The organism is Bartonella elizabethae F9251 = ATCC 49927 (assembly GCF_000518165.1).
Classification (GTDB): Bacteria; Pseudomonadota; Alphaproteobacteria; order Rhizobiales; family Rhizobiaceae; genus Bartonella; species Bartonella elizabethae.
This window is the reverse complement of the sequence record NZ_JADB01000001.1, coordinates 295,607-317,901: the sequence shown is the minus strand read 5'-3', so window position 1 is coordinate 317,901 and position 22,295 is coordinate 295,607. Positions and strand designations below refer to the sequence as shown.

Here is a 22,295-nt window from a genome sequence, read left to right as displayed (position 1 = left end):
TTATCACACAAACCAATGTCGCTCTTTCTCAAGAGCGACAAAGGGAGAGTCTAACTTAAAGGAAATAAATCATGGAAAAGAAATACGAACTAACAGATGAGTCAATCGAAGTTGATGGTCACACTCTTCACCGCATACGCGCTTTAAGAGACTTTGGAGATCTTAAGACTGGTGATCTAGGTGGCTTTATTGAACATGAAAGGAACTTAAGCCATGAAGACGACTGTTGGATTGCTAATAATGCTTGGGTTTATGATTATGCACGTGTCTATCATAATGCCAAGGTTTATGACAATGCTAAGATTTATGGGAATGCCCATGTTTGTGATGATGCCCAGATATTTAATGACGCCTTTATTTATGGATATGCAAAAATTTCTGATACAGCGTGTATTTGTGAAGATGCCACAATTTACGATAATGCCGAAGTTTATAACAAAGCAAGAGTTGCTGGTGATGCCTACATCTATGGTAATGCCAAAGTTTTTGGCTTTGCAGAAGTTTATGGCAAAGCAAGAATATACCATGATGCAATAATTTGTGACCAAGCAAAAATTTACGATAATGCAGAAATTTTTAATGACGCCAAAGTTTTGGCTTTGCAGAAGTTTCTTTTAATGTTCGTATTTTTGGAAAGGCTAAAATTACTGGTGAAGCCAAGATTTATGACGGAGCGCATGTTTATGAAAAAGCTAAGGTTGGTGGTAACGCAGAAGTCTCTGGTAATGCTCGTGTGTTTGGTGGTTCTATTGTTTGTGATAGTGCTAAAGTAACCGGAAATACAAAAGTATCCGGAAACGACACTGTTTTAAGGTAGGCGATAATCATGGAAAAGAAGTACGAACTTACTGATGAGACAATCGAAGTTGATGGTCACACTCTCCACCGCATACGTGCTTTAAAAGACTTTGGAGATCTTAAGACTGGTGATCTAGGCGGTTTTTAGAAAAGGGAAACAACTTAAGTCATAAAGGAGACTGCTGGGTTTGGTATAAAGCTTGTGTTTTTGGAGATGCACGTATTTATCAAAATGCACAAATTTTTGATGAAGCACAAATTTTCAATAATGCGCATGTTTACGGTAATGCAAGCATTTACGATGAAGCACGTGTTAGCGGTCGCGCAGAAATTTACGGTAATACACGTATTTATGGTGACGCAAAAATTTATGGTGGTGCGTACGTTGATTGGCGATAACCGCGAACCTTTAACAGAGGATTACAATCCTTTCTAACAATCAAATCAAACAACTTTTAACACATACGTGATTCACGCCACGGGGGAATTGCGCTTTAATGGAGGAAATCAAGATGAGAGAACTAAGTACCACACAAACAGAATTAGTAGAAAAAACAAACGCTTGTGAAACCAACTCTACAGCTATGGAGCTTATTTTAGAAAGAGCTTTACAAAGTGATGTTGATCTGGATCGTCTCAAGAGCCTTCTTGAATTGCGAGAAAAGGAGATAGAACGACAAGAGCGCCAGAACTTTGTCCGTGATCTTTCTACTATGCAAATGGAATATCAAAAACATCGAACAAAATGCCCTTAATACACATACTAAAAGTATCTATACAACGCTTGATAAATATATTGATGCAATCAAGGAACCTCTTGCAAAACATCACTTTGCCTTGTTTTCTCAGATCAAAGAACAGAATTCAAACGGTATAACCGTAGAAATGACTTTAACACATAAATCAGGGAATGAAATATCAACACAAGGAACATTTCCCTTTGACACAACAGGGAGCAAAAACAGCATACAAGCGGTTGGCTCTACAATTACCTATGCACGAAGATACCTGCTAGGCATGCTTCTTAATGTAGCAAGAAAAGAAGACGATACAGATGGAGTCAAAATTCTTTCTGGTATCTCTTCTGAACAGATGAATGAAATCAAAGAATTAATGGAACAGACACAATCAAAGGAAAGCGATATTATTTCTTTCATAGGAGTAAAAAGCCTAACACAGATGTCTTATAAACAAGCACAAACCGTTTTGTTTGCTTTGAAAAAAAAGCAACGCTCGCAAATGAATAAAGCACAACAAGAGCAACAAAAGGCGGTGTGAAATGGAACAAAGAACAGCAGAATGGTTTCAAGCCCGTTTAGGTAAAGTCACCGCTTCAAACGTTTATAACGTACTCAGTAAAACAGCCAAGGGAATGCCTACAAGCAAATATGAAGACTACAAAATAAAGCTTATGACAGAGCGATTAACAGAGGAAATAAGCCAATCTTATACAACACCGGCTATGCAATGGGGCATTGAACATGAAGAAGATGCCTTGAGAGAATATGCATTCATTTATGATACTGAAATCACTCAATGCGGCTTTATTCAACATCCCACAATTCAAATGGCTGGTGCAAGTCCAGATGGGTTTGTTGGTGAAGATGGTTTAGTTGAGATTAAATGCCCACAATCACCAAATCATCTACGCTTTTTTATCGATAGTAATATCAAGCCAGAATATCACGCGCAAATGCAATTCCAAATGGCATGCACTGGACGTAAATGGTGTGATTTTGTTAGCTATAATCCAAACTTTGTAGGCAAATCTACTAGTTTGAGAATGAAGATCAAGCGCATCAACCGTGATGAAGAACAAATTGAACAAATCAATCAAGCGGTCGAAATCTTTTTAGCAGAAATAGAACAAGAGATGCAAAAAATTTTGACGAAAGCCGCTTGATGTTATGGGGGTGCTCTCTCCTCCCAGCACCCCCACCCTTTCATAATAATTTTAATCAATACGTGATTCACAACACGGGTGAATTGCACCTAAATTAAGGGGAATAGACATGGCACACCGCCCACCTACCATAACACAACCAGCCATTGCACGCGCTTTAAGAGAAGCCAAAAAACAAGGAGCAAAGGTTGTAGAAATCAAACCCACTGGAGAGTTATTAATTCATATCAATAAAACTATAACACCATCAACAACAAGGAATAATACTTACAGTATTGAAGATTTTCCACCTCTTGAAAACGAAAGAGTTCTAATCATGCCCAAACGTCGTCCACCATATCTTGTTCGTGAACGCACACGCCATGGTAAAATTATATGGTATGTCCGTATTGGTCATGGACCACGGGTTCGGATTGAAGGAGTTTACGGAACGCAAGAGTTTGTTGACAGTTATATGCTTGCCCTTAAGCATGCGCAAAATGGCACCTCCAAGAAAACAAAACAAACCAGACTTGTAGAGGGCTCTTTCGATTGGTTATTGCATCAGTATTTACAAAGCATGCAATGGCATAATCAATCAGAGTCAACGAAAAAAGTTAAATATAGAATTCTAAACAATATTTCTAAACATATTGGTAATCGCGCGTATAAAAGTATAGAAAAACAACATATTCTTGATGCTGTAGAAAGAAGACGCAATTCTCCCGCAGCAGCAAGACACTTTTTAACGGCTTTAAATGGTCTTTTTAATTGGGCGGTTGATAATGCTCTTTTAAACAGAAATCCTGCTTTTAACATAAAACCACCAAAATCCTTTAACGCAGAAGGTTTCACCCCATGGTTAGAAGAAGACATAGATAAATATTATCATCATTGGTCTGTCGGTACGCATGAACGTGTTTGGATTGATGTGCTTTTGTATACGGGCTTACGCCGTGGTGATGCCGTTCGCATTGGCTGGAAAGATGTTAAAGATAATATTATTCATCTCAAAACAGAAAAGAGTCAATTTAAAACAGATGTTTTTCTTCCTATTTTACCGGAACTAGCAGAAACCCTTAAAATTGGTCCCATAGGTGATGAAACATTTATTTGCGGAAAAGAAGGTAAAAAACTGACTAAAGAAAGTTTTGGCAACCTATTTCGTAAAGCTTGCAATGCGTCAGGAATAAAAAAATCAGCCCATGGCTTGAGAAAATTGGCAGCAACACGTGCGGCTAATGCCGGTGCTACAGTTTCACAAATGAAAGCACTGTTTGGCTGGACTGAAGATAATATGGCATCTCTTTACACAAAAAGCGCAGATCGTAAACGTCTCGCAATAGAATCAATTAAAAAGCTACAAAAAGGTTCGGGATAGACAGAAAATAAGTTAAAAGAATCAACGGATATAAAAGTCCCGCACTTTCTGATAACTCATTGATTTCATTAAATCATGGCTGGGGTACCTGGATTCGAACCAGGGAATGCCGGTACCAAAAACCGGTGCCTTACCGCTTGGCTATACCCCAAAAGAAAATACACCTCATAATTACTTTTGCACCTTATAGCGATTCCTGCCATTGGACGCAATATCTGAAAATCAAAGATCTTACTTTTTTATTATAAAGTCTCTCCGCTTTTTACGATACTGCATCGATAAAAATTTCCGATAGAAATGGATAGAGAGTTATTTTCTTAACACAAGTCACAGCCATTTATCCATCAATTATTTTACTCTTTTATTAATTTTCTAAAAACAGCAGATGAAAATCTTATCGTTTATGTCTCTAATAAATGAGCATATGCTCTGCTTTTTTTGATACATTCAAAACTCATCTTACTCAATTAAAACAAAAGCTGTCACAACATTGAGAATTGGCAAAGTGTATGATAGCCTGCTGTGCTCTTTTATTAAGTGTAAAGATGGTCATGTCCACTCATTTTATAGTGTTATAATGGTTTTATATGTCATATTGTTCAGGGATAGCGCTACGAAATGAAATCAAGCGTATTGAGCAATATCTCTTAAAAACATGTTTTAATATCCTGTTGTAAACACCCTTTCACACCAGTAAGTTGAAAAATTTTGCAAAAAATTAAAAGTATTTTATGTGCTATTTGCAAAAAATATTTTTAGGTATAAAAACAAAGAATGAGAGCTTTTTCCCTTTACTTTTTATTCAAAAAATCATGCTATTTTTATCCATTAGTAGATGTAAAAAATCTTCAGAAGGCACTATTTATATAGACCTGTGTCCCTTTTGATTGGTTAGCATACATTTTTCTTAAAAGCTCCTTTTGCAAAAAGAAAAATATTAAAATTAATTAATATAAAAATTAATACAATAAGCATTCAACATTTGCTTTTAGGAGCTGCAAATGGCAAATTGGATTATTGGAGTGAGCTTAACAATTAGAATCGAGGAGATTTTTAAATGGCTTTTGAATTGGCTGCATTGCCTTATGATTACGATGCTCTTGCGCCCTATATGTCACGCGAAACACTTGAATATCATCATGATAAGCATCATCTCGCTTATCTTACCAATACCAACAACCTTATAAAAGACGCAGGCTTGGAAAATGAAAGCCTTGAAGAAATTGTGAAAAAAAGTTTTGGAAAAAATGTTGGTTTGTTTAATAATGCAGCGCAATATTACAATCATAACCATTTTTGGAATTGGATGAAAAAAGATGGTGGTGGTCAAAAGCTGCCTGAAAAACTAGCAAAAGCTATTGAATCTGATCTAGGTGGTTATGACAAATTCCGTACTGATTTTATTGCTACTGCTGGTGCCCAATTCGGCTCCGGATGGGCATGGGTTGCTGTTAAAGATGGTAAGCTTGAAATTATGAAAACGCCAAATGGTGAAAATCCTTTGGTTCATGATGCTCAGCCTATTCTAGGTGTGGATGTGTGGGAACATTCTTATTATATTGACTACCGCAATGCTCGTCCGAAATATCTCGAAGCTTTTGTCGATCATTTGATTAATTGGGATTATGTTCTCAAACTTTATGAAGATTGTGGATTGTAAGTTGTCTCGATAATTTTTTAGTGTCGATAATAGTCCCTATAATCTTATAAATTATAGGGACTGACAAATAAAGATATTATAGGTTAACAACAGTCTTTTCCTGCTATCTTTAGAATATATGCATAGATATAAGCAACTTCTTCTAACTTTGAAAAACGTCCAGCCGCACCAGCATGCCCTGAATCCATGTTAATACGCAATAAAATTGCATTATCATCTGTTTTTAACTCACGCAATTTTGCTACCCATTTTGTAGGTTCCCAGTAAGTTACACGAGGATCTGTTAATCCTGCAATCACAAGCATAGGGGGATATTTTTGCGCTTTGACGTTATCATAGGGAGAATAAGAAGCTATAAGATTATAATCTTCTTGTGATTCAAGAGGATTTCCCCATTCGGGCCATTCGGGGGGCGTTAGGGGTAAGGAAGCATCGAGCATCGTTGTTAAAACATCCACAAAAGGTACATTGGCTATAATCCCAGCAAAATCCTGTGGCGCTATATTGGCAATCGCTCCCATCAACATTCCTCCTGCCGAACCACCATGCGCAATCAACCGATCATGGGCTGTGAATTTACTGTTTACAAGATAGCGCCCACAAGCAATAAAATCGGTAAATGTGTTATATTTAAAGAGATGCTTTCCTTTCTCATACCATTCAACCCCTTTTTCCTTGCCTCCACGAATATGGGCAATAGCATAAATAAAGCCTCTGTTTACGAGAGAGAGGACATTACTATTGAAACTGGCTGGTATAGAGATCCCATAAGCACCATAACCGTAAAGCAAACAAGGTGCACAACCATTAAGAGGTGTTGTTTTATGATAAAAAAGTGAGATGGGAATTTTTTCACCATCCTCTGCGGTGGCCATAATACGCCGCGTTATATAATCATCTTTATTATGGCCAGAGGGAATTATTTGTGTCTTTAACAATATTCGTTTGCGACTTTTCACCTCGTAATCAAATACTTGATCAGGTGTTGTCATCGATGAATAAGAAAAGCGTATGGATTGACTATTATATTCCGCTGCACCTTGCAAACCTAAAGAATAAACCTCTTCATCAAAAGCAATGGAATGAATTTGTTTCGTTGTACGCTCCATAATTTTTATACGAGGAAGTCCTTCAAAGCGTTCGAGCCAAATAAGAAAGTCTTGATACGCATCATGGGATAGGATTAAACATCCAAGCTGATGAGATACAAGCTCTGACCAATTTTCTGATTGCGGAGCTGAACACGGCGCAACCATCATTTTAAAATCCTTTGCATTATCTAAATTAGTAAGAATATAAAAGACATCACCACCTTCTGTAAGTGAATATTCAACACCTTTTTGCCGTTTTCGCACACATTGAGGAACGCTAAGGGGCGCTTTGGCGGGAATTAACCAGATCTCTGAGGTTTCATGATCATGAATATTAATATAAATAACATCATGAAGCTTAGAACCGCTTACATTTAAGAAAAAACCTGGATTATCTTCACGAAAAATAAGTTTATCTTGTGATTGATCTGTGTCTAAGCGATGATAATAGAGCTCTGAAGTTCGGTGGTTCTCATCCAACTTTGTATAGAAAAAACCTTCAGATTGAGCATCCCACACAATTTGTCCGGATGTGTCAATTATGGTGTCCGTAAAATCAGATAATGTTTCTAAATTACGAATTTTAGCTGTATAGAATTCCGATCCTTTATCGTCATAAGTCCATACAACATATCTATGATCTGGAGATTCTTGAACTGAACCAAAATTGAAATATTCTTTGCCTTCAGCCAAAAGATCTCCATTAAGATAAACATGTTTTTCTCCACCATTCCTTGGTGTCCGAAAATAATGTGGTTGTTGCCCTCCGGTAACATAAGAAAATCCGTAAGCAAAAGGTCCATTTTTTATAGGAACGGAACTATCATTCTCTTGGATCCTGCTTTTCATTTCGGTAAAAAGCAAATCTCTTAATGGCTTTGTATCAGCCATCTGAGCCGCTTGATAAGCATTTTCTTTTTCGAGATGATGTCGAATATTGGAATCAAGACAGTTAGGATTTTTAAAAACATCTTTCCAGTTAGATGCGCGTAGCCAATGATAGGGATCATCACGAAAAATACCGTGATATATTTCCTTATGAGTGATTCTAGATGCTTTGGGAGGAATTGCAAAAGTGCGGGTCATACATAGTCCTATATTAAAATATGTTAATTGCTTCGTTTATATGTTAAAATCCAAGTTATTGATGCAAGTATAAAAATATAATTTCTACACACTTGCCAAAATAGCCTCGTGATCATTTTTTAAATTAATATCCTTCTCTTTATTAGCTATCATAGCTATTGTTTTGTGGGGATAGAATACCACTTTTATAATGAACGTGACGGATAAGACAATTAAGTTATAGGAGAAAGAATTGATTTTTTTTGATACAGTATAAATGTATAATTTTATAGAAAGGATAAATATATATAAATTTTTGATATTATATTATAAAAAATAAAAATTTATTCTATATCTTTTTAATGTATAGTTTTATATTATAAATAGTGATATTTTGTCATATTTATAATATAGTTTGTTTATATTTGTTAATTTTAATAAATAAAAATCATAAAAATAAATTTAAAATTTATAAAAATGTTTAATAAATTATTAATTATTTAAAATTAAAATAATGTTTTATGTCTTGTATTTTTATAATACGTAATTTTATTTTTATGTTCTCGAAAAAAATAAATAAATTTTATCTTATATTTTTTTATATTTGTGATATATCGTATATATGTATGATATGTTATAGAATAAAACTGTATTTTAATATGTAAGAATTTCGTTTTTCTTATTATATATTATGACAAAAAAGAGGTATTTATTTGATTTTTTTGTGTTTTGGCAATTTTATAAAATAATTGAATTGACAAAAAAGATTTTTGTACAATATGAAACTTATGTGCATCAGATCTTTATATTATGAGTATATGCACTATATCTCGATTTTGGATTACTCGATTTTGAATTAAAGGAAACAAGAATGGAACATCGTGCAGTCTTAGAGACTGAAAGCGATTTAGTTATTACATTGGTTGCTGATATTGTTGCTGCCTACGTGAGTAATAATTCTATTCGACCGACTGAAGTGCCAAGTTTGATTGCTGATGTCCATGCTGCTTTTCGTAAAGCAGGAAACTTAGAATTAACGGAAGTCGAAGCTGAAAAACAAAGGCCTGCCGTTAATCCAAAGCGTTCGGTATTTCCTGATTATCTCATTTGCCTTGAAGATGGAAAAAAATTTAAATCTCTCAAGCGTCATCTCATGACACATTATGGAATGTTACCAGAGGAATATCGTGAAAAATGGCAGTTAGACAGCTCTTATCCTATGGTGGCGCCTAATTATGCAAAAACACGATCAGCTTTAGCCAAAGAAATGGGGCTTGGACGCAAAAGTAAACGGAAAAAAGCTAAATAGTCATATTTTGCGAAAAAGTAGTTCATAATATATATAAAGTTGCTTTTTAGAGTGCATATTTTTTGTGTGCATAATGGTTTTTGGAAAGGGAATTATATAGAGCTTTCGTTACGAATTCGTTTAATCATTGATTTTAAACCATTGGATCGTTGTGGTGTAAGATTTTCATTTAAACCAAGTTTTTCAAAGAGCTCTTGAGCATCAGAGTTACGAATTTCAGAAGCTTTTTTACCGGAATAGAAAGCAAGAAGAATATAAATGAGTCCACGCACAATATGGGCATCGGAATCACCTTGAAACGTTAATATTGGATCTTCTGAATTATTACGTGACGATAAAAGCCACACTTGGCTAACACAACCAGGAACTTTGTTGGCATCGTTTCGAGCACTTTCTGGAAAAGGTGGTAATTCATGGCCAAGCTCAATGACATAACGATAACGATCTTCCCAACTATCCAAAAGCGAAAAGTTTTCTATAATATTGTCGATTGTTTCCGCCATGATCTTAGTCCTGTTTCCTTTTAATCATCATGTTGAATATATTATGGGTAGATAAATATTTATCTTCCTAACGTAACGAATATGAAGAACGTTAAAAATTCTTATTTTAAGATAACATTTTATGATTTTGTGAGAATTTTTTTATTTCCATTTTATGAGAAGCATTAGGAGAAACCTCTACATTATTTTTGTGCCCTAATATGTGTCCTAAATATTCATAAACAGCTCTTGCACCGTAATATGCGCGTTCGCCAAGTACACTTAAAAAGGACTTTCCTACTTTACAAGTTTCTTTATTACGGTCACAAAATGTTCCTAAGTCATTTAAAGCTTCCTTAAACGCAATAATCACATCGCTTGTTGTTGTCTCATTATTTTTTGAATTAGGAGAATGGTTACCGCTTGGACTTGCTACAAAAAATGAAATAATGACAAAAACAAAAAACAAAAAAAACGATAATTTGATTAAAAAACGTATCATAAGCAATCAATGTACCGCAATGGTAAAGGCAATAAAATAAAAAGAGTATTTTATACACTGCTTCTTTATAAAAAATTTATAAAATGAGTTTTTTATAAAATTGAGTATTCATTTATTGGACCTATATCATTAGCTTTTTTATAAATATGATACGATGTCGCTGTATAAAGAAAAAAATTAACACCAAAATTATACAAAAATATCAAATCGTTATAAGATTATTATATATAATAAACTATGATAAAAAAGAAGAGACATAATCATGATCGTCCATAAGGGGTAGGAAGTGAATACCCCACATTTGTAGTCTTTTATTCCACAAGAAAGCGTAGCGATAGGATAAGGATTAAACACATAAGTCCAATTTCTTTTCCATATTGTGTGCATACTTATTTTAAATGATAATTCATTATTTTAAGCTTAATTGAAAGGGCTAAAGAGGATCACACTCTGTTATTCTGACTCTCCTGTCGATAAGATATTGATATTGTCTATAAATTTTTACTGGTACATCATAAACATGATCAACATATCGATAAAAATATAGAGGAATCTCTTACGATTCCATCTCAAGCCAAGATGTTTTTATAATATTGTAAACATCAATTTAATTGATACTTATGAAAATGATTGAACATGAATAGAAGGATTTGGTGCCAAAATATAATACCATTAAGAGGTAATTGCTCTTATCAAACCGTTTACGGATAAGTAACCCTCTCTATGTAAATTATAAAGGATAATAATGACTATCATCATTCTGGCGTTATAGAAAAATATTCTCAACTTGAATTTAAAGAATAGCAAATATAGGTGCCAAAAATGAAGAATAACGTAGCATTATTGTTTACATGATTAGATGTGCTAATGCTCGTTTGAAAACACCACAGGGTCTTGAGAATTAATCATTTGATGCTCTCTTTATACAGATTAAAGATTTGTAAAATATGAAATTAATAAAAGTTGATAAGAGCTCTTGTTGATTTATCAACTTATAAATGGATATAATGAAGCTGTTTATTCTAAAAACTCGAAAGGAAAAAGAAATAATATCAATGCACTTCTTTCGAACTTGAAATAAGAAATAATTTACATTCATTTTTATGAAAAATAAACGCAACTGAAAATCAAAACTAATGACAACAAAGCGAAAGACGTCCAGAAAAAAAACTGTAAAACATCGTAAATACCATCGTAGTATTGTTATCACTCTTCTTCTTATAATTTTTCATTTTATTTTTTGGATAGCAAAAACTCTTTATTTTTATACACGAAAAAATACTCTATTTTTTGTTGGTCTTCTTCTTTTTAGCATTAGTTTTTTATTTGTTTCATTTAATGCTTTATTTTCTCAAATGACAATACATCAAAATATTTTTTCTCAAATGAAATTTTCCTCTTCTCAAAATATAGGAAAAAGCTCTAATCTATCTAAAAAAGAAGCAAAATCACAAGAACCCTCTCGTGTGGCTTCTGGACATTCTTCAAGTCATCCCCAAACAAATTCACCTTTTCCCCCTCCATCAGCAAGTATGCTGGAAAAGCAAAAAGAACTCGCAGAATTAGGACTTTATAATGGACCTTTAGATGGACTGGATGGATCTAAAACACGGCGTGCTATCGCTTTATGGAAACAACAAACTACTCAAAAAATGCAAAATGATGTTTTATCCAATCCCACAGCAGATGAAATTGCAATATTAATTAAGCAGAGCGAAATAGAAATGGCAAATGATTCAACAACAAGAAATATAACAAATTCGAAAGAAGCTATTTTAGATCCCTCTGTTGAAGATATTTTACAGGTGCAAAAAGCTTTACGTAATTTTGGTCATGAGGAAGTTCTTGTCACAGGAACAGAAGATCAAAAAACCATAGAAGCCTTAAAACAGTTTGAAAAAATGTTTGATCTTCCTGTTACGGGAAAAATTAACCGCACAATTTTAATGAAAATGCGTGAAATTGGTTTATTACATTAAAGCTAATCGTCTATATTATAAAAATAATCTCTTGATTTATAATGATAATTGATCATTTTCTTGTTTAACGCCTCCGAATACAAAAATATTTCTTTACCGTAAACCCTTTTATATTAAATAATCAGAATAGTTTTCTTACATATTCCATATTGAGCCATATAATTTACTCGCAAGGGGATCACGACCGGTTGCAGAAAAAAGAAATCATTGTAAGAAAGCAAAGGCACTTACTTTAAAATTTTTATTGCTTCTGATGGTCAAGGGACACGAAATTCTGCTGTCATATCACACCTTCCTTTCATATTCTCAAGCCAAAAATGATCCATATTTACTGTCAATTTGCTTTTGTGAATATAACGCAAAGAATATGTCCAAACAGCTGAAGAATAAGGAGACGAAAAGCTGGTTGTGTTATGGCTGTTGTTTTGCAAAGTATTTTTAAAAGGCCAGCACATTTCTCTAATCCATGATTGGAAAATTTTTATATTTTATGGCGTTGTTTCCTAAAAAAGTCTGTGCTTTTGTTGCTGCTTGTCAAGCAATATTCAATCTACATTCAACAGCATGTTTGAGATAAGAACTAAAGCGCTTTCTCTACTGTTGTCGCTTTTGTATACTAAAGGGGTGCAACCCACGTATATCTCTGTTTGTGTAATCTTTCGAAAACAGGAAAACAGCCTAATTTGGGCAGAACATAAAAGTTTTAAGAGTAGAAATCATTTGTCATCTTGGTCATTTTCTTTTCATTTAACTTTACGGGCTTTCAAAGACAGTTAAAGCCCGTGTCTTCTTTTAAATAATGGAGCTTATCTATTGCCTCACGCTTTTATTTATCACCTGTCTTTTTGGGATCACCACCCCCTCATGTAAAATAAAACGTCCCCAATGGAATATACTTTGCCATTCACGGTGTTTTCTTTGAAATAAACATCTCTCAAAATCTCCAAGCCCATTTTGCAACAATACCTGCAAATAATACAATAGCAGTTCCACTTTGCAGTATCATCTTTATGCTTGTAAAGGAGAAAGCTGGCATCATTACACACTGTCCCTACTTTCAATATTGCAACAGCTTTTGGTGCTTGGGACGATTCATGAAAAGGTATATCTTAGCTTTATTTTTTTATCTACGTAGTTCTCCCCGTTTATAAAGAGCAAGAAACATAGTTTTGATTGCTTCAATTATAAAAGAAGCTGAAATGAGGAAATCTTATGATATGCGGAAGGATATTCAATATGAGAAATATATAAATTATATTTATAATCAATACTTTATATAACTTTTATATTTCTTCATAAGCATAAAGCTGGCAGTGCACAGGGAATTTTATAAACTGATAGGAAGTCTTAGATAATTCCATTCAACAAGTGCAGACGTGAAATGGGTTAAGAAACATTTTTTCAAAACAGCCCATCAATGTATAAAATAAATGCATTTGTTTGAAGCATTCTGTTTTGTTTGAGGCGTTCCTGCTGTTAAAAAGCAAATGCATAAATTAACTGCACAATAGCGTCCAACTCTCTATCAAGCGTCCCGTCCATACTGAAAGCTTATTAATAATAACCCTGTTTTATCTTGCCTCCTATTTTCTTTCATACCCCCCCCTCAAAAATACACTTTCTCACATGCTATAAATTATAGGGGATTCTAGAAATGCTTTGTATTTTCTTTAAGAAATAAAATAAAAGGATGTACATAAAAATTTATTTCAGTGGTAACGATACAATAAAAAATATTAACCCATTATATACTTTTTGCTATTGCAGCTTGCGCTGCCGCTAAACGTGCAATTGGAACTCGAAAAGGAGAACATGAAACATAATCTAGGTTATTTTCTTCACATAAAGCAATAGAAGCAGGATCACCTCCATGTTCACCACAAATTCCCAATTTTATTTTTGCACGCTTTGAGCGTCCACGCTGTGCAGCAATGGCAACCAGTTCTCCTACACCATCACGGTCAATAGATACGAAAGGATCTTGTTCTAAAAGGCCTTTCTGAAAATAGGTTGCCAAAAAAGGAGCCGCATCATCACGGGAAATTCCAAAAGTGGTTTGTGTCAAATCGTTTGTTCCAAATGAAAAAAACTCCGCCGTTTCAGCAATTTCATCGGCTCGAAGCGCTGCTCTTGGAAGCTCAATCATCGTCCCAACCATATACTGAATAGTGCTTTCCTTTTCTTTCATCACTTCGCAAGCAACCTGATCAATACGCGCTTTGACAAAATCGAGTTCAGATTTAAGCGCAATAAGTGGCACCATAATTTCAAGCATAACAGGAGATCCAGATTTTTGGGCGGCTTCTGCTGCTGCTTCAAAAATCGCCCGCGCTTGCATTTCAGCAATTTCAGGATAAGTAATGGCTAAACGACATCCTCGTAATCCAAGCATAGGGTTAAATTCGTGCAACTGCTGTGCACGTTCAGCAAGCGCTTCCACAGAAACCCCCATAGCTTTTGCAACTTCAAGAATTTCTGCATCGGTTTTTGGTAAGAATTCATGGAGTGGCGGATCAAGCAAGCGAATGGTCACAGGCAAACCACACATAATTTCAAACAATTCACTAAAATCTGAACGCTGCATTGGCAAAAGCTTGTCTAACGCTTTGCGACGTCCACTTTCATCATGACTTAAAATCATTTCACGCATGGCAACGATACGTTCACCAGAAAAAAACATATGCTCCGTACGGCAAAGACCAATACCTTCAGCACCAAAAGAACGCCCCATACGAGCATCAGATGGTGTCTCAGCATTGGCACGAACTCTTAGACGCCGCATGCCATCAGCCCATTCCATCAACTTTGCAAAGTCTCCGCAAAGTTCAGGTTGTAACATCGCAACCTTGCCTTTGAAAATTTCCCCACTTCCACCATCAATTGTGATAATATCACCCTTTTTAAAGCTTTCTCCTGAAGCAAGCAGCGTATTTGTATTATAATCAATCCGCACACTGCCAGCACCGGAAATACATGGCTTTCCCATCCCCCGCGCCACAACAGCAGCATGGCTTGTCATGCCGCCACGCGTTGTTAAAATTCCTTCAGCAGCATGCATCCCATGAATATCTTCTGGGCTTGTTTCTACGCGGACCAAAATAACTTTGCGCCCTTCTGCCGATGCTGTTTCTGCCTCTTCTGAGGTAAAAACAATTTCACCCGTTGCAGCTCCAGGAGAAGCCGGTAAACCACGTCCTATAACAAAACGTTCTGCTTTGGGATCAAGTGTTGGGTGCAAAAGTTGATCAAGTGACTTTGCATCAATACGCATCACAGCCTCTTTGCAACTTATTAATCCCTCCTCAACCATTTCAATCGCCATCTTGAGAGCTGCACGTGCTGTGCGTTTTCCTGAACGAGTCTGCAGCATCCATAATTTACCCTTTTCAATGGTAAACTCGAGATCTTGCATATCGCAATAATGCTGCTCAAGTTTCTGTGCTATCTGACATAACTTCAAAAAAGCTTCAGGCATGATTTTTTCTAAAGATGGATTATTTGAACCAGCAACAATACGCGCATTTTCTGTAATATTTTGAGGCGTTCGAATGCCCGCCACAACATCCTCTCCTTGCGCATTAACTAAAAATTCACCGTAAAGTTCTTTTTGTCCTGTCGATGGATTGCGTGTAAAAGCAACACCTGTTGCCGAATCTTCTCCCATATTCCCAAAAACCATAGCTTGCACATTCACTGCCGTTCCCCAACTTTCAGGAATGCCATGTAAACGGCGATAAGTAACTGCACGTGCTGTCATCCAACTTGAAAAAACGGCTCCAATCGCCCCCCATAACTGTTCTTCAGGATCTTGTGGAAAGGGGGTCCCTAATTTTTCTTCAACATAGGCTTTATAAGAAATAATAACATTCTTCCAATCATCTGCTGTCAGTTCTGTATCAACAGTGTAACCATTGTGTGCTTTGGCTTCATCAAGAATCTCTTCAAAATATGAATGCTCTACGCCTAAAACAACGTTAGAATACATTTGGATAAAACGCCGATAACTATCATAAGCAAAACGTTCATTATTGGCTTGTAAAGCAATCGCTTTGACAGTTTCATCATTCATGCCAAGATTCAGCACTGTATCCATCATCCCTGGCATAGAAGCTCGAGCCCCCGAACGAACAGAAAGCAAAAGCGGTCTTTGTTCATTCCCAAATTCACGTCCTGTTTGTTTAGCAACGCGTCTTAGTGCTTTCTTAACAGATTCCTGTAGCTCTTCTGGATATGATTTGTCATGGGCATAATAAAAATTACAAACTTCTGTTGTCAGAGTAAAACCAGGTGGTACCGGCAAACCAAGATTACTCATTTCTGCCAAATTAGCGCCTTTACCTCCCAGAAGATTACGCTCGCTTGCACTTCCTTCTGCGCTGCCATCTCCAAAACTATAAACCCATTTTTTCATTATACAAATCCTCCCATATCAGCATCACAACACCATTTAACCTAGGCTCATTTAAAAACAATGATTTGATTTAAATACCAGCAAAACAAAAAATATCGTTTCATAATCACTTCATAAATACACAATACCAATCCTTCCAAAAGAGAAATGACCACACATCTCACTTATCCCCCTTGTGGAAGATTAAAATTCAATTTTTAAGATAACCATCAATCACCGAAAAAAACTCGTCTACGTTCATGGCACCTTCATATTTATCACCATTGATAAAGAAAGTAGGTGTTGCTGTGACACCAAGTTCTTTACCACGCTCAAAAGATGCATTCACTTCATCTAAAATGGACTGATTTTTCAAACACGCAGTAAAACTCTCATCTGTAAAACCCGCCATTAAGCTAATCTTTTTCAACGGTGTCAGAGCATCTTTTACCCAAACCCACTCATTTTGTTTTTGAAACAAAACTTCTATCAAAGGAAAATAGCGATCTTCTGGTGCACATCGTGCTAACATAAAACCTGCTGTTGCCCGAGGATCAAAAGCATAATCGCGAAAAATCATTTTCACTTTGCCTGTTTTGATATATTTTTTACGAATTTGAGGAAGGATATCATTATAAAAATGCGCACAATGCGTACATGTCAACGAAGCATACTCAACAATGATGACTGGAGCATCCGCCTCTCCCTCAAAGCGATCCTTTACTTTTCCCGATTGAAGAAGCTCAACCATATCCACCGTTGCAACAGGTTTGGAACCACGCGCTAAAGCAACTGTTACACTGTTTTGTACAATCGTTATGAAGAGAAAAATTATTCCGAAAGATAAAAAAGAACGATATTTTACCATAAATAATACTTTTCTGTTGTTATTAAACGAATAGGAATCCAATGCTTTTGCATATATTAAAGGAAAATATATAAAATATCTTGCTATTTATTATTTTTTTCCGAAAAAATGCAACAGCCAAGTTTATAAAGTGATTGGCGCAAGCTTTTATCTTCAACTCCTTCGAGCATTTTTTCTAGGTATTTTTTGTCTTGTTCTCTCAAAGTCGGCTTTAGAGGCCCATGATTCATAAAAATCGATACACTCCTTTGCTCAACCTTGATGCGATCAATCGCAATATAGCCAAAAAATCCATTAATTCTATGAAGCAATTCCTCTGTTTCATGCATCAACTTTAACGCAGCAAATCCTTCACATGCGACAACAAGTGTTGCAGGCTTGAAAACTTCTTCTTGATCTGCGCGACGTTTCCAAATAATTTTAAGAGGTATTGTATGTTTACTGATATCATAGCCCGCAATTTGTGGCCAATGCTCTATAAGCGCGACATTAAGCCCTGTCCGTTTACGTAAAACTGGATCAAGTATTTTCAGTACCGTCTCAGAAAGAGAATAAAAAGCATGCTTTTTGAGTTTTTTTCTCATTTTTAGATCATTATTCAACCGTTTACTCAATGACAATCATTTGTTTCATCTAAAAATTATTACCTTTCCAATTTACATAATATCAACAAAATAGAAATTCTCTCCTCACCAAAATCTCAACAATAAAGATACAGAAGCAAAAAAACATGGATAAACCAATAAATGCTTTTTTCTTTTGCATTTTATATCTCCCTATGCTTGAAAACAATCATGTATGAAATTTCTTCGCACCTCCTTTCTTGGTACGATCAAAATCACCGACATCTCCCATGGCGGATTACCCCCGAAGAGCAAAAACAAGGTATCCGTCCTGATCCTTATCACGTTTGGCTTTCTGAAATCATGCTTCAACAAACGACCGTTGAAACTGTTAAGCCTTATTTTAAAAAATTTCTGAAACTTTGGCCTAATCTTTCCTCTTTAGCAAAAGCCTCCCAAGATGACATCATGAAAGCATGGGCTGGACTTGGTTATTATTCACGCGCACGTAATCTTAAAAAATGTGCACAACAGCTTATTGAAAACTACGCAGGACAATTTCCACAATCTGTAAAAGCCTTACGAACGCTCGCGGGGATTGGAGATTATACAGCTGCAGCCATTGCCGCAATTGCTTTTAACCACCCTGTAGCAGTGGTTGATGGTAACGTCGAACGTGTGATCACCCGCCTTTTTGCTATCTCTTCAGTATTACCAAAAGCAAAAGCTGAAATTAAAGAACAAACACAAAAAATTATTGCTTTAAATCGTCCTGGCGACTTTGCTCAAGCAATGATGGATTTGGGAGCAACAATTTGTACGCCACGCAAACCATCTTGTTTTATCTGTCCTCTTCAAAGTTTATGCAAAGCGGAAAAGATGCAACAAACAGAAGCTTTTCCAGTCAAAGTGCCTAAAAAAGAACGCCCTTTAAAAACAGGTGTTGCTTTTGTGGTCCTTAATAAAAAGAGACAAATTTATTTAGAAAAAAGACAGACACAAAAACTCCTTGGCGGAATGACCCAAATTCCAAATAATATTGGCATAAACAACGAACATGGACTTCAAAATGCACCCTTTACTGCCAATTGGCAATTCAAAGGACAAATTACCCATGTTTTTACTCACTTTTCTCTAAAACTTGATGTTTACTATACTGACGATCTTCATGAAACACATTGTGAAAATGGTTGGTGGTGCAACATTCAACATCTTGCCGACGAAGCGCTCCCTACTGTTATGAAAAAAGCTATCTCCATAGCACTTCCCAATTCTTTCAGATTTAAATGACTGTCCTTATTGGTAAAAAATATTTGTTAACAGAGACTTTTGTATCCCTAGCGATTATTTTTTCCTCTGTAAAAGAAAAATTTAATGAAATGAACAATTCTTGCTATAGATAAGAATTAAGAAGGGATAGAAAAGCTTAGAAATTTGAGATTTAAATTTCAGACCCTATCCTTTTTTCCTGTGAAGGAGCAAGCCGCTACCCATCACACACTTTATTCGTCTCCAATGTTTTGTCTACAGCCCTTAACTCTTGAGACAGTTCACAAGTAGTACTTTTAGTCCTTTTTTAGCAATTTTACCCCTATATTAGCCCCGCTTATAACGTGCAAACAAGTGATTTTGATTGTTTCAATATAAAACAGGTTTGAAATGAAAAAATCTGATGATATTCGGGAAGCTAATTCAAGTCGAACAATGCAAATTATCTTTATAAATCACATATTGAACGCACTTTATAGATCTAAGTCTTCCCTCAAAAAAACTCTTGATTTTAAACTTCTGAGTGAGGCTTTTTATATGATATTCCATTTTTATAAAATTATATTGAAATTTTATTGTTTTGGCATTTAAATGAGAACATAGAGTGAAACTTTTTCATTTTGATGTCTTCTAACAGAAATATAAAAAACACTCATTTAAAACTTTGCAAGCAAAACGAGCATATAAATAACGCTTTAAAGGACATAAAATGCCCTTATGTCTCTCTCAATTAAGGGCATCTACACATTGGGGGTCAATAGAATGAAGCGATTATCTTCATTCATAAAACACCCGTTTTTAACATTTGTGAGCGTATGATCATTCTTAAATGATCTATGGATTTCAATCGTCCATTTTCCTCATAATACCAAAAGTTCCAACCGTTACAACTCTGCGAATCTTGAGCCTTTCTTCCCATTGCATGAATTGAACCGGCTTCACCACCATGCATGATCGTACCATCAGCTCTTACAATAGCAGATACTTGCTTCTTGCGATCATAAAGAACTTCCCCAGGATAGAGTAAACCTGCTTCAAGCAAACTATTGAATGCTACACGTGGTTCCGCTTTTTTTCTATCCAAAATCGCCAATTCTGGTTGTGCTAAAGGTTTAACCGCCGCAATTCTCTCACACGCTGCATCAATGTAATCTTGCTCACGTTCAATCCCAACAAAATCACGCCCTAAAAGCTTGGCAACAGCACCTGTTGTTCCCGAACCAAAAAACGGATCAAGAATAACATCACCAGGTTTACTAGAAGCCATAATAATACGTGCTAATAACGCTTGTGGTTTTTGCGTTGGATGTAATTTACGCCCTAAATCATCCTTTAAACGTTCAGCTCCAGTACAGAGAGGGAAAAGCCAATCTGAGCGCATTTGTAAATCTTCATTTGCTGCTTTCAAAGCATCATAATTAAATGTGTACTTTTTATCTTTTTGATCTCGTACAGCCCAAATCAGTGTCTCATGAGCATTTTGAAAGCGGCGCCCTCGGAAATTAGGCATCGGGTTATTTTTGCGCCAAATAATATCATTAAGCATCCAAAAACCCAAATCTTGTAATGCCGTCCCAACTCGAAAAATATTATGGTAAGATCCGATAACCCAAAGCGTTCCATTTGGTTTTAACACACGACGACACGCAAGCAACCACGCACGGGTAAAAGCATCATAAGCAGCAAAGCTCTCAAACTGGTCCCATGCATCATCAACCGCATCAACAAGCGAATGATCTGGACGGTATAGCGCACCATCCAATTGCAAATTATAGGGGGGATCTGCAAAAATCATATCAACGGAATGTTTTGGCAATTTTTCTAAAACGGCAACACAATCTCCTTTAAAAATTTTATTGCGCCATGGCATCTGTGAGGGAGTACGAATGAAATCTTTTTGAAGCTGAATAACTGTCATGAAAAACCCAACAAAATTAACTGAATTTGCCCTATAATCAATCAAAATAGTTTATAGGCCCGCTTTACCAATCCATATTTACAAAATAGAGTAAACGTATCGTTAAAGTTCTGCAAAATTGATATTCGTTTTTATTTTTTTTTAAGTAAAAAAAACTTTCATAAAAATGAATCTTTATTTTACTTTTTTAATATGCTGTTCCCATAGCTTTTATTTTGTAAAAGAATTAAAAATCGTTTTCAAAGCGTATTTTTATGAAATAAGGTCCTCTTAAGATTGTTGTCATGAAAATTGTCCATCTCATAACATGTAAAGGAATATCTTATGCCTCAGATAGATCTTATTATTTTTGATTGTGACGGAGTTCTCGTCGATTCTGAATATCTTGCAGCAAAAATTGGATCTCAATTGCTCAAACAAACAGGATATGAAATATCAGCGGAAGAATTGAGTGAGCGTTTTGCAGGGCTTATCTTTCGCGATATTCTTAAACACGTTGAACAGGAAACAGAAAAACCAGTTTCTGCTCATCTCATAGATCAGATGACCAATATTTTTCGTACACAAATAAAAACTGAATTACGGGCGATTGATGATGTAAGAGAAGCCGTAGAAATGATTCAAACACGCTATCCCTACTGTATCTGCTCTAATGCAAAGAGCGTAGACATAAAAGAGATGCTCACCACTGTTAATCTTTACGACCTTTTTGAGGGTAAAATATTTTCAGCACCTGAAGTTGGAACAAAAAAAACGAAACCTGCCCCAGATGTTTTTCTTTTTGCCGCACAACAATTACAGGTAGAGCCTCAAAACACAATCGTTATAGAAGATTCACTTCATGGTGTCCATGCTGCCATAGCAGCAGGCATGCGTGTCATCGGCTTTACGGGAGGTTCCCATAGCTATCTTGGCCACTCTAATGCGCTTGCAGACGCTGGTGCGGAAACGGTTATCGCAAAGCATGCTCATTTAGGAGAAGTTTTAGAAGCAATGGCCGTATGGCGCGATTTATTATAAAAAAACTCTTGAAGATATCCGTTTATAAATTCTTGTAAGAGGAAATTTTTATCCAAATCCCCTCCCCTTCTTGATTCTCTTCTTTTCTAATAACTTCAATAAATACATGATTTTCAAC

17 protein-coding genes, 1 tRNA gene and 1 pseudogene are annotated in these 22,295 nt (G+C 35.7%); 10 read left to right on the top strand and 9 right to left on the bottom strand.

The window, feature by feature from the left end; genetic code table 11:
• Positions 1-71: 71 nt before the first annotated feature.
• From T429_RS0101510 to T429_RS0101480, 5 genes and pseudogenes are all read left to right on the top strand, one after another.
• Positions 72-773 carry an LbetaH domain-containing protein gene (locus tag T429_RS0101510; RefSeq protein ID WP_005773903.1) on the top strand — a complete coding sequence of 234 codons (702 nt, stop codon included), beginning with the start codon at positions 72-74 and terminating at the stop codon, positions 771-773.
• A 326-nt stretch (positions 774-1,099) separates the two neighbouring features.
• Positions 1,100-1,234 (top strand): hypothetical protein, encoded by a 135-nt coding sequence (locus T429_RS11155; protein ID WP_280173521.1) that lies wholly within the window; start codon positions 1,100-1,102, stop codon positions 1,232-1,234.
• Between the two features lie 76 nt (positions 1,235-1,310).
• Positions 1,311-2,076 (top strand): annotated as a pseudogene (locus tag T429_RS0101490) (ERF family protein).
• Between the two features lies 1 nt (position 2,077).
• On the top strand, positions 2,078-2,701 hold the full coding sequence (locus tag T429_RS0101485) for a lambda exonuclease family protein (protein ID WP_005773908.1): 624 nt from the start codon (positions 2,078-2,080) through the stop codon (positions 2,699-2,701).
• 316 nt (positions 2,702-3,017) lie between these two features.
• On the top strand, positions 3,018-4,061 hold the full coding sequence (locus T429_RS0101480; RefSeq protein WP_026500827.1) for a tyrosine-type recombinase/integrase: 1,044 nt from the start codon (positions 3,018-3,020) through the stop codon (positions 4,059-4,061).
• A 76-nt stretch (positions 4,062-4,137) separates the two neighbouring features.
• Here T429_RS0101480 and T429_RS0101475 read toward each other — a convergent pair.
• Positions 4,138-4,212: transfer RNA gene (locus T429_RS0101475), tRNA-Gln, on the bottom strand.
• 906 nt (positions 4,213-5,118) lie between these two features.
• Here T429_RS0101475 and T429_RS0101470 point away from each other — a divergent pair.
• A complete protein-coding gene (locus T429_RS0101470) occupies positions 5,119-5,721 on the top strand; it encodes a superoxide dismutase (RefSeq protein ID WP_005773910.1) in 603 nt (200 codons plus the stop codon).
• Positions 5,722-5,804: 83 nt separating this feature from the next.
• On the opposite strand, the gene T429_RS0101465 is transcribed toward T429_RS0101470, so the two are convergent.
• Positions 5,805-7,898 (bottom strand): S9 family peptidase, encoded by a 2,094-nt coding sequence (locus T429_RS0101465; RefSeq protein ID WP_005773911.1) that lies wholly within the window; start codon positions 7,896-7,898, stop codon positions 5,805-5,807.
• Between the two features lie 850 nt (positions 7,899-8,748).
• On the opposite strand from T429_RS0101465, the gene T429_RS0101460 reads away from it, so the two are divergent.
• Entirely contained in the window at positions 8,749-9,186 is a 438-nt protein-coding gene (locus T429_RS0101460) for a Ros/MucR family transcriptional regulator (RefSeq protein ID WP_005775026.1), read from the top strand.
• Between the two features lie 92 nt (positions 9,187-9,278).
• Here T429_RS0101460 and T429_RS0101455 read toward each other — a convergent pair whose 3' ends face one another.
• Both T429_RS0101455 and T429_RS0101450 read right to left on the bottom strand, forming a co-directional pair.
• On the bottom strand, positions 9,279-9,689 hold the full coding sequence (locus T429_RS0101455) for a SufE family protein (protein WP_005773913.1): 411 nt from the start codon (positions 9,687-9,689) through the stop codon (positions 9,279-9,281).
• A 106-nt stretch (positions 9,690-9,795) separates the two neighbouring features.
• Positions 9,796-10,170 (bottom strand): DUF5330 domain-containing protein, encoded by a 375-nt coding sequence (locus T429_RS0101450; RefSeq protein ID WP_005773915.1) that lies wholly within the window; start codon positions 10,168-10,170, stop codon positions 9,796-9,798.
• Between the two features lie 1,136 nt (positions 10,171-11,306).
• Between T429_RS0101450 and T429_RS0101445 the strand changes: the two genes are divergently transcribed.
• Entirely contained in the window at positions 11,307-12,149 is an 843-nt protein-coding gene (locus T429_RS0101445; RefSeq protein WP_005773916.1) for a peptidoglycan-binding domain-containing protein, read from the top strand.
• 257 nt (positions 12,150-12,406) lie between these two features.
• Here T429_RS0101445 and T429_RS0101440 read toward each other — a convergent pair whose 3' ends face one another.
• The 4 genes from T429_RS0101440 to T429_RS0101420 all read right to left on the bottom strand — a co-directional run bounded on the left by T429_RS0101440 (position 12,407) and on the right by T429_RS0101420 (position 17,991).
• Positions 12,407-12,604, bottom strand: coding sequence for a hypothetical protein (locus T429_RS0101440; RefSeq protein ID WP_005773917.1), 198 nt, complete (start codon positions 12,602-12,604; stop codon positions 12,407-12,409).
• 1,289 nt (positions 12,605-13,893) lie between these two features.
• Positions 13,894-16,560, bottom strand: coding sequence for a pyruvate, phosphate dikinase (ppdK, locus tag T429_RS0101430; RefSeq protein ID WP_005773918.1), 2,667 nt, complete (start codon positions 16,558-16,560; stop codon positions 13,894-13,896).
• A 190-nt stretch (positions 16,561-16,750) separates the two neighbouring features.
• Positions 16,751-17,407 carry a DsbA family protein gene (locus T429_RS0101425; RefSeq protein ID WP_005773919.1) on the bottom strand — a complete coding sequence of 219 codons (657 nt, stop codon included), beginning with the start codon at positions 17,405-17,407 and terminating at the stop codon, positions 16,751-16,753.
• Between the two features lie 83 nt (positions 17,408-17,490).
• The gene (locus T429_RS0101420) at positions 17,491-17,991 is read right to left on the bottom strand and encodes a DUF721 domain-containing protein (protein WP_026500826.1); all 501 of its coding nucleotides are present in this window, start codon (positions 17,989-17,991) and stop codon (positions 17,491-17,493) included.
• Positions 17,992-18,153: 162 nt separating this feature from the next.
• Here T429_RS0101420 and mutY point away from each other — a divergent pair, with 162 nt between their 5' ends.
• A complete protein-coding gene (gene mutY, locus T429_RS0101415) occupies positions 18,154-19,260 on the top strand; it encodes an A/G-specific adenine glycosylase (RefSeq protein ID WP_005773921.1) in 1,107 nt (368 codons plus the stop codon).
• Positions 19,261-20,020: 760 nt separating this feature from the next.
• On the opposite strand, the gene T429_RS0101410 is transcribed toward mutY, so the two are convergent.
• Entirely contained in the window at positions 20,021-21,109 is a 1,089-nt protein-coding gene (locus T429_RS0101410; RefSeq protein WP_409359707.1) for a site-specific DNA-methyltransferase, read from the bottom strand.
• A gap of 372 nt (positions 21,110-21,481) precedes the next feature.
• On the opposite strand from T429_RS0101410, the gene T429_RS0101405 reads away from it, so the two are divergent.
• The gene (locus tag T429_RS0101405; protein ID WP_005773925.1) at positions 21,482-22,177 is read left to right on the top strand and encodes an HAD family hydrolase; all 696 of its coding nucleotides are present in this window, start codon (positions 21,482-21,484) and stop codon (positions 22,175-22,177) included.
• Positions 22,178-22,295 lie beyond the last annotated feature (118 nt).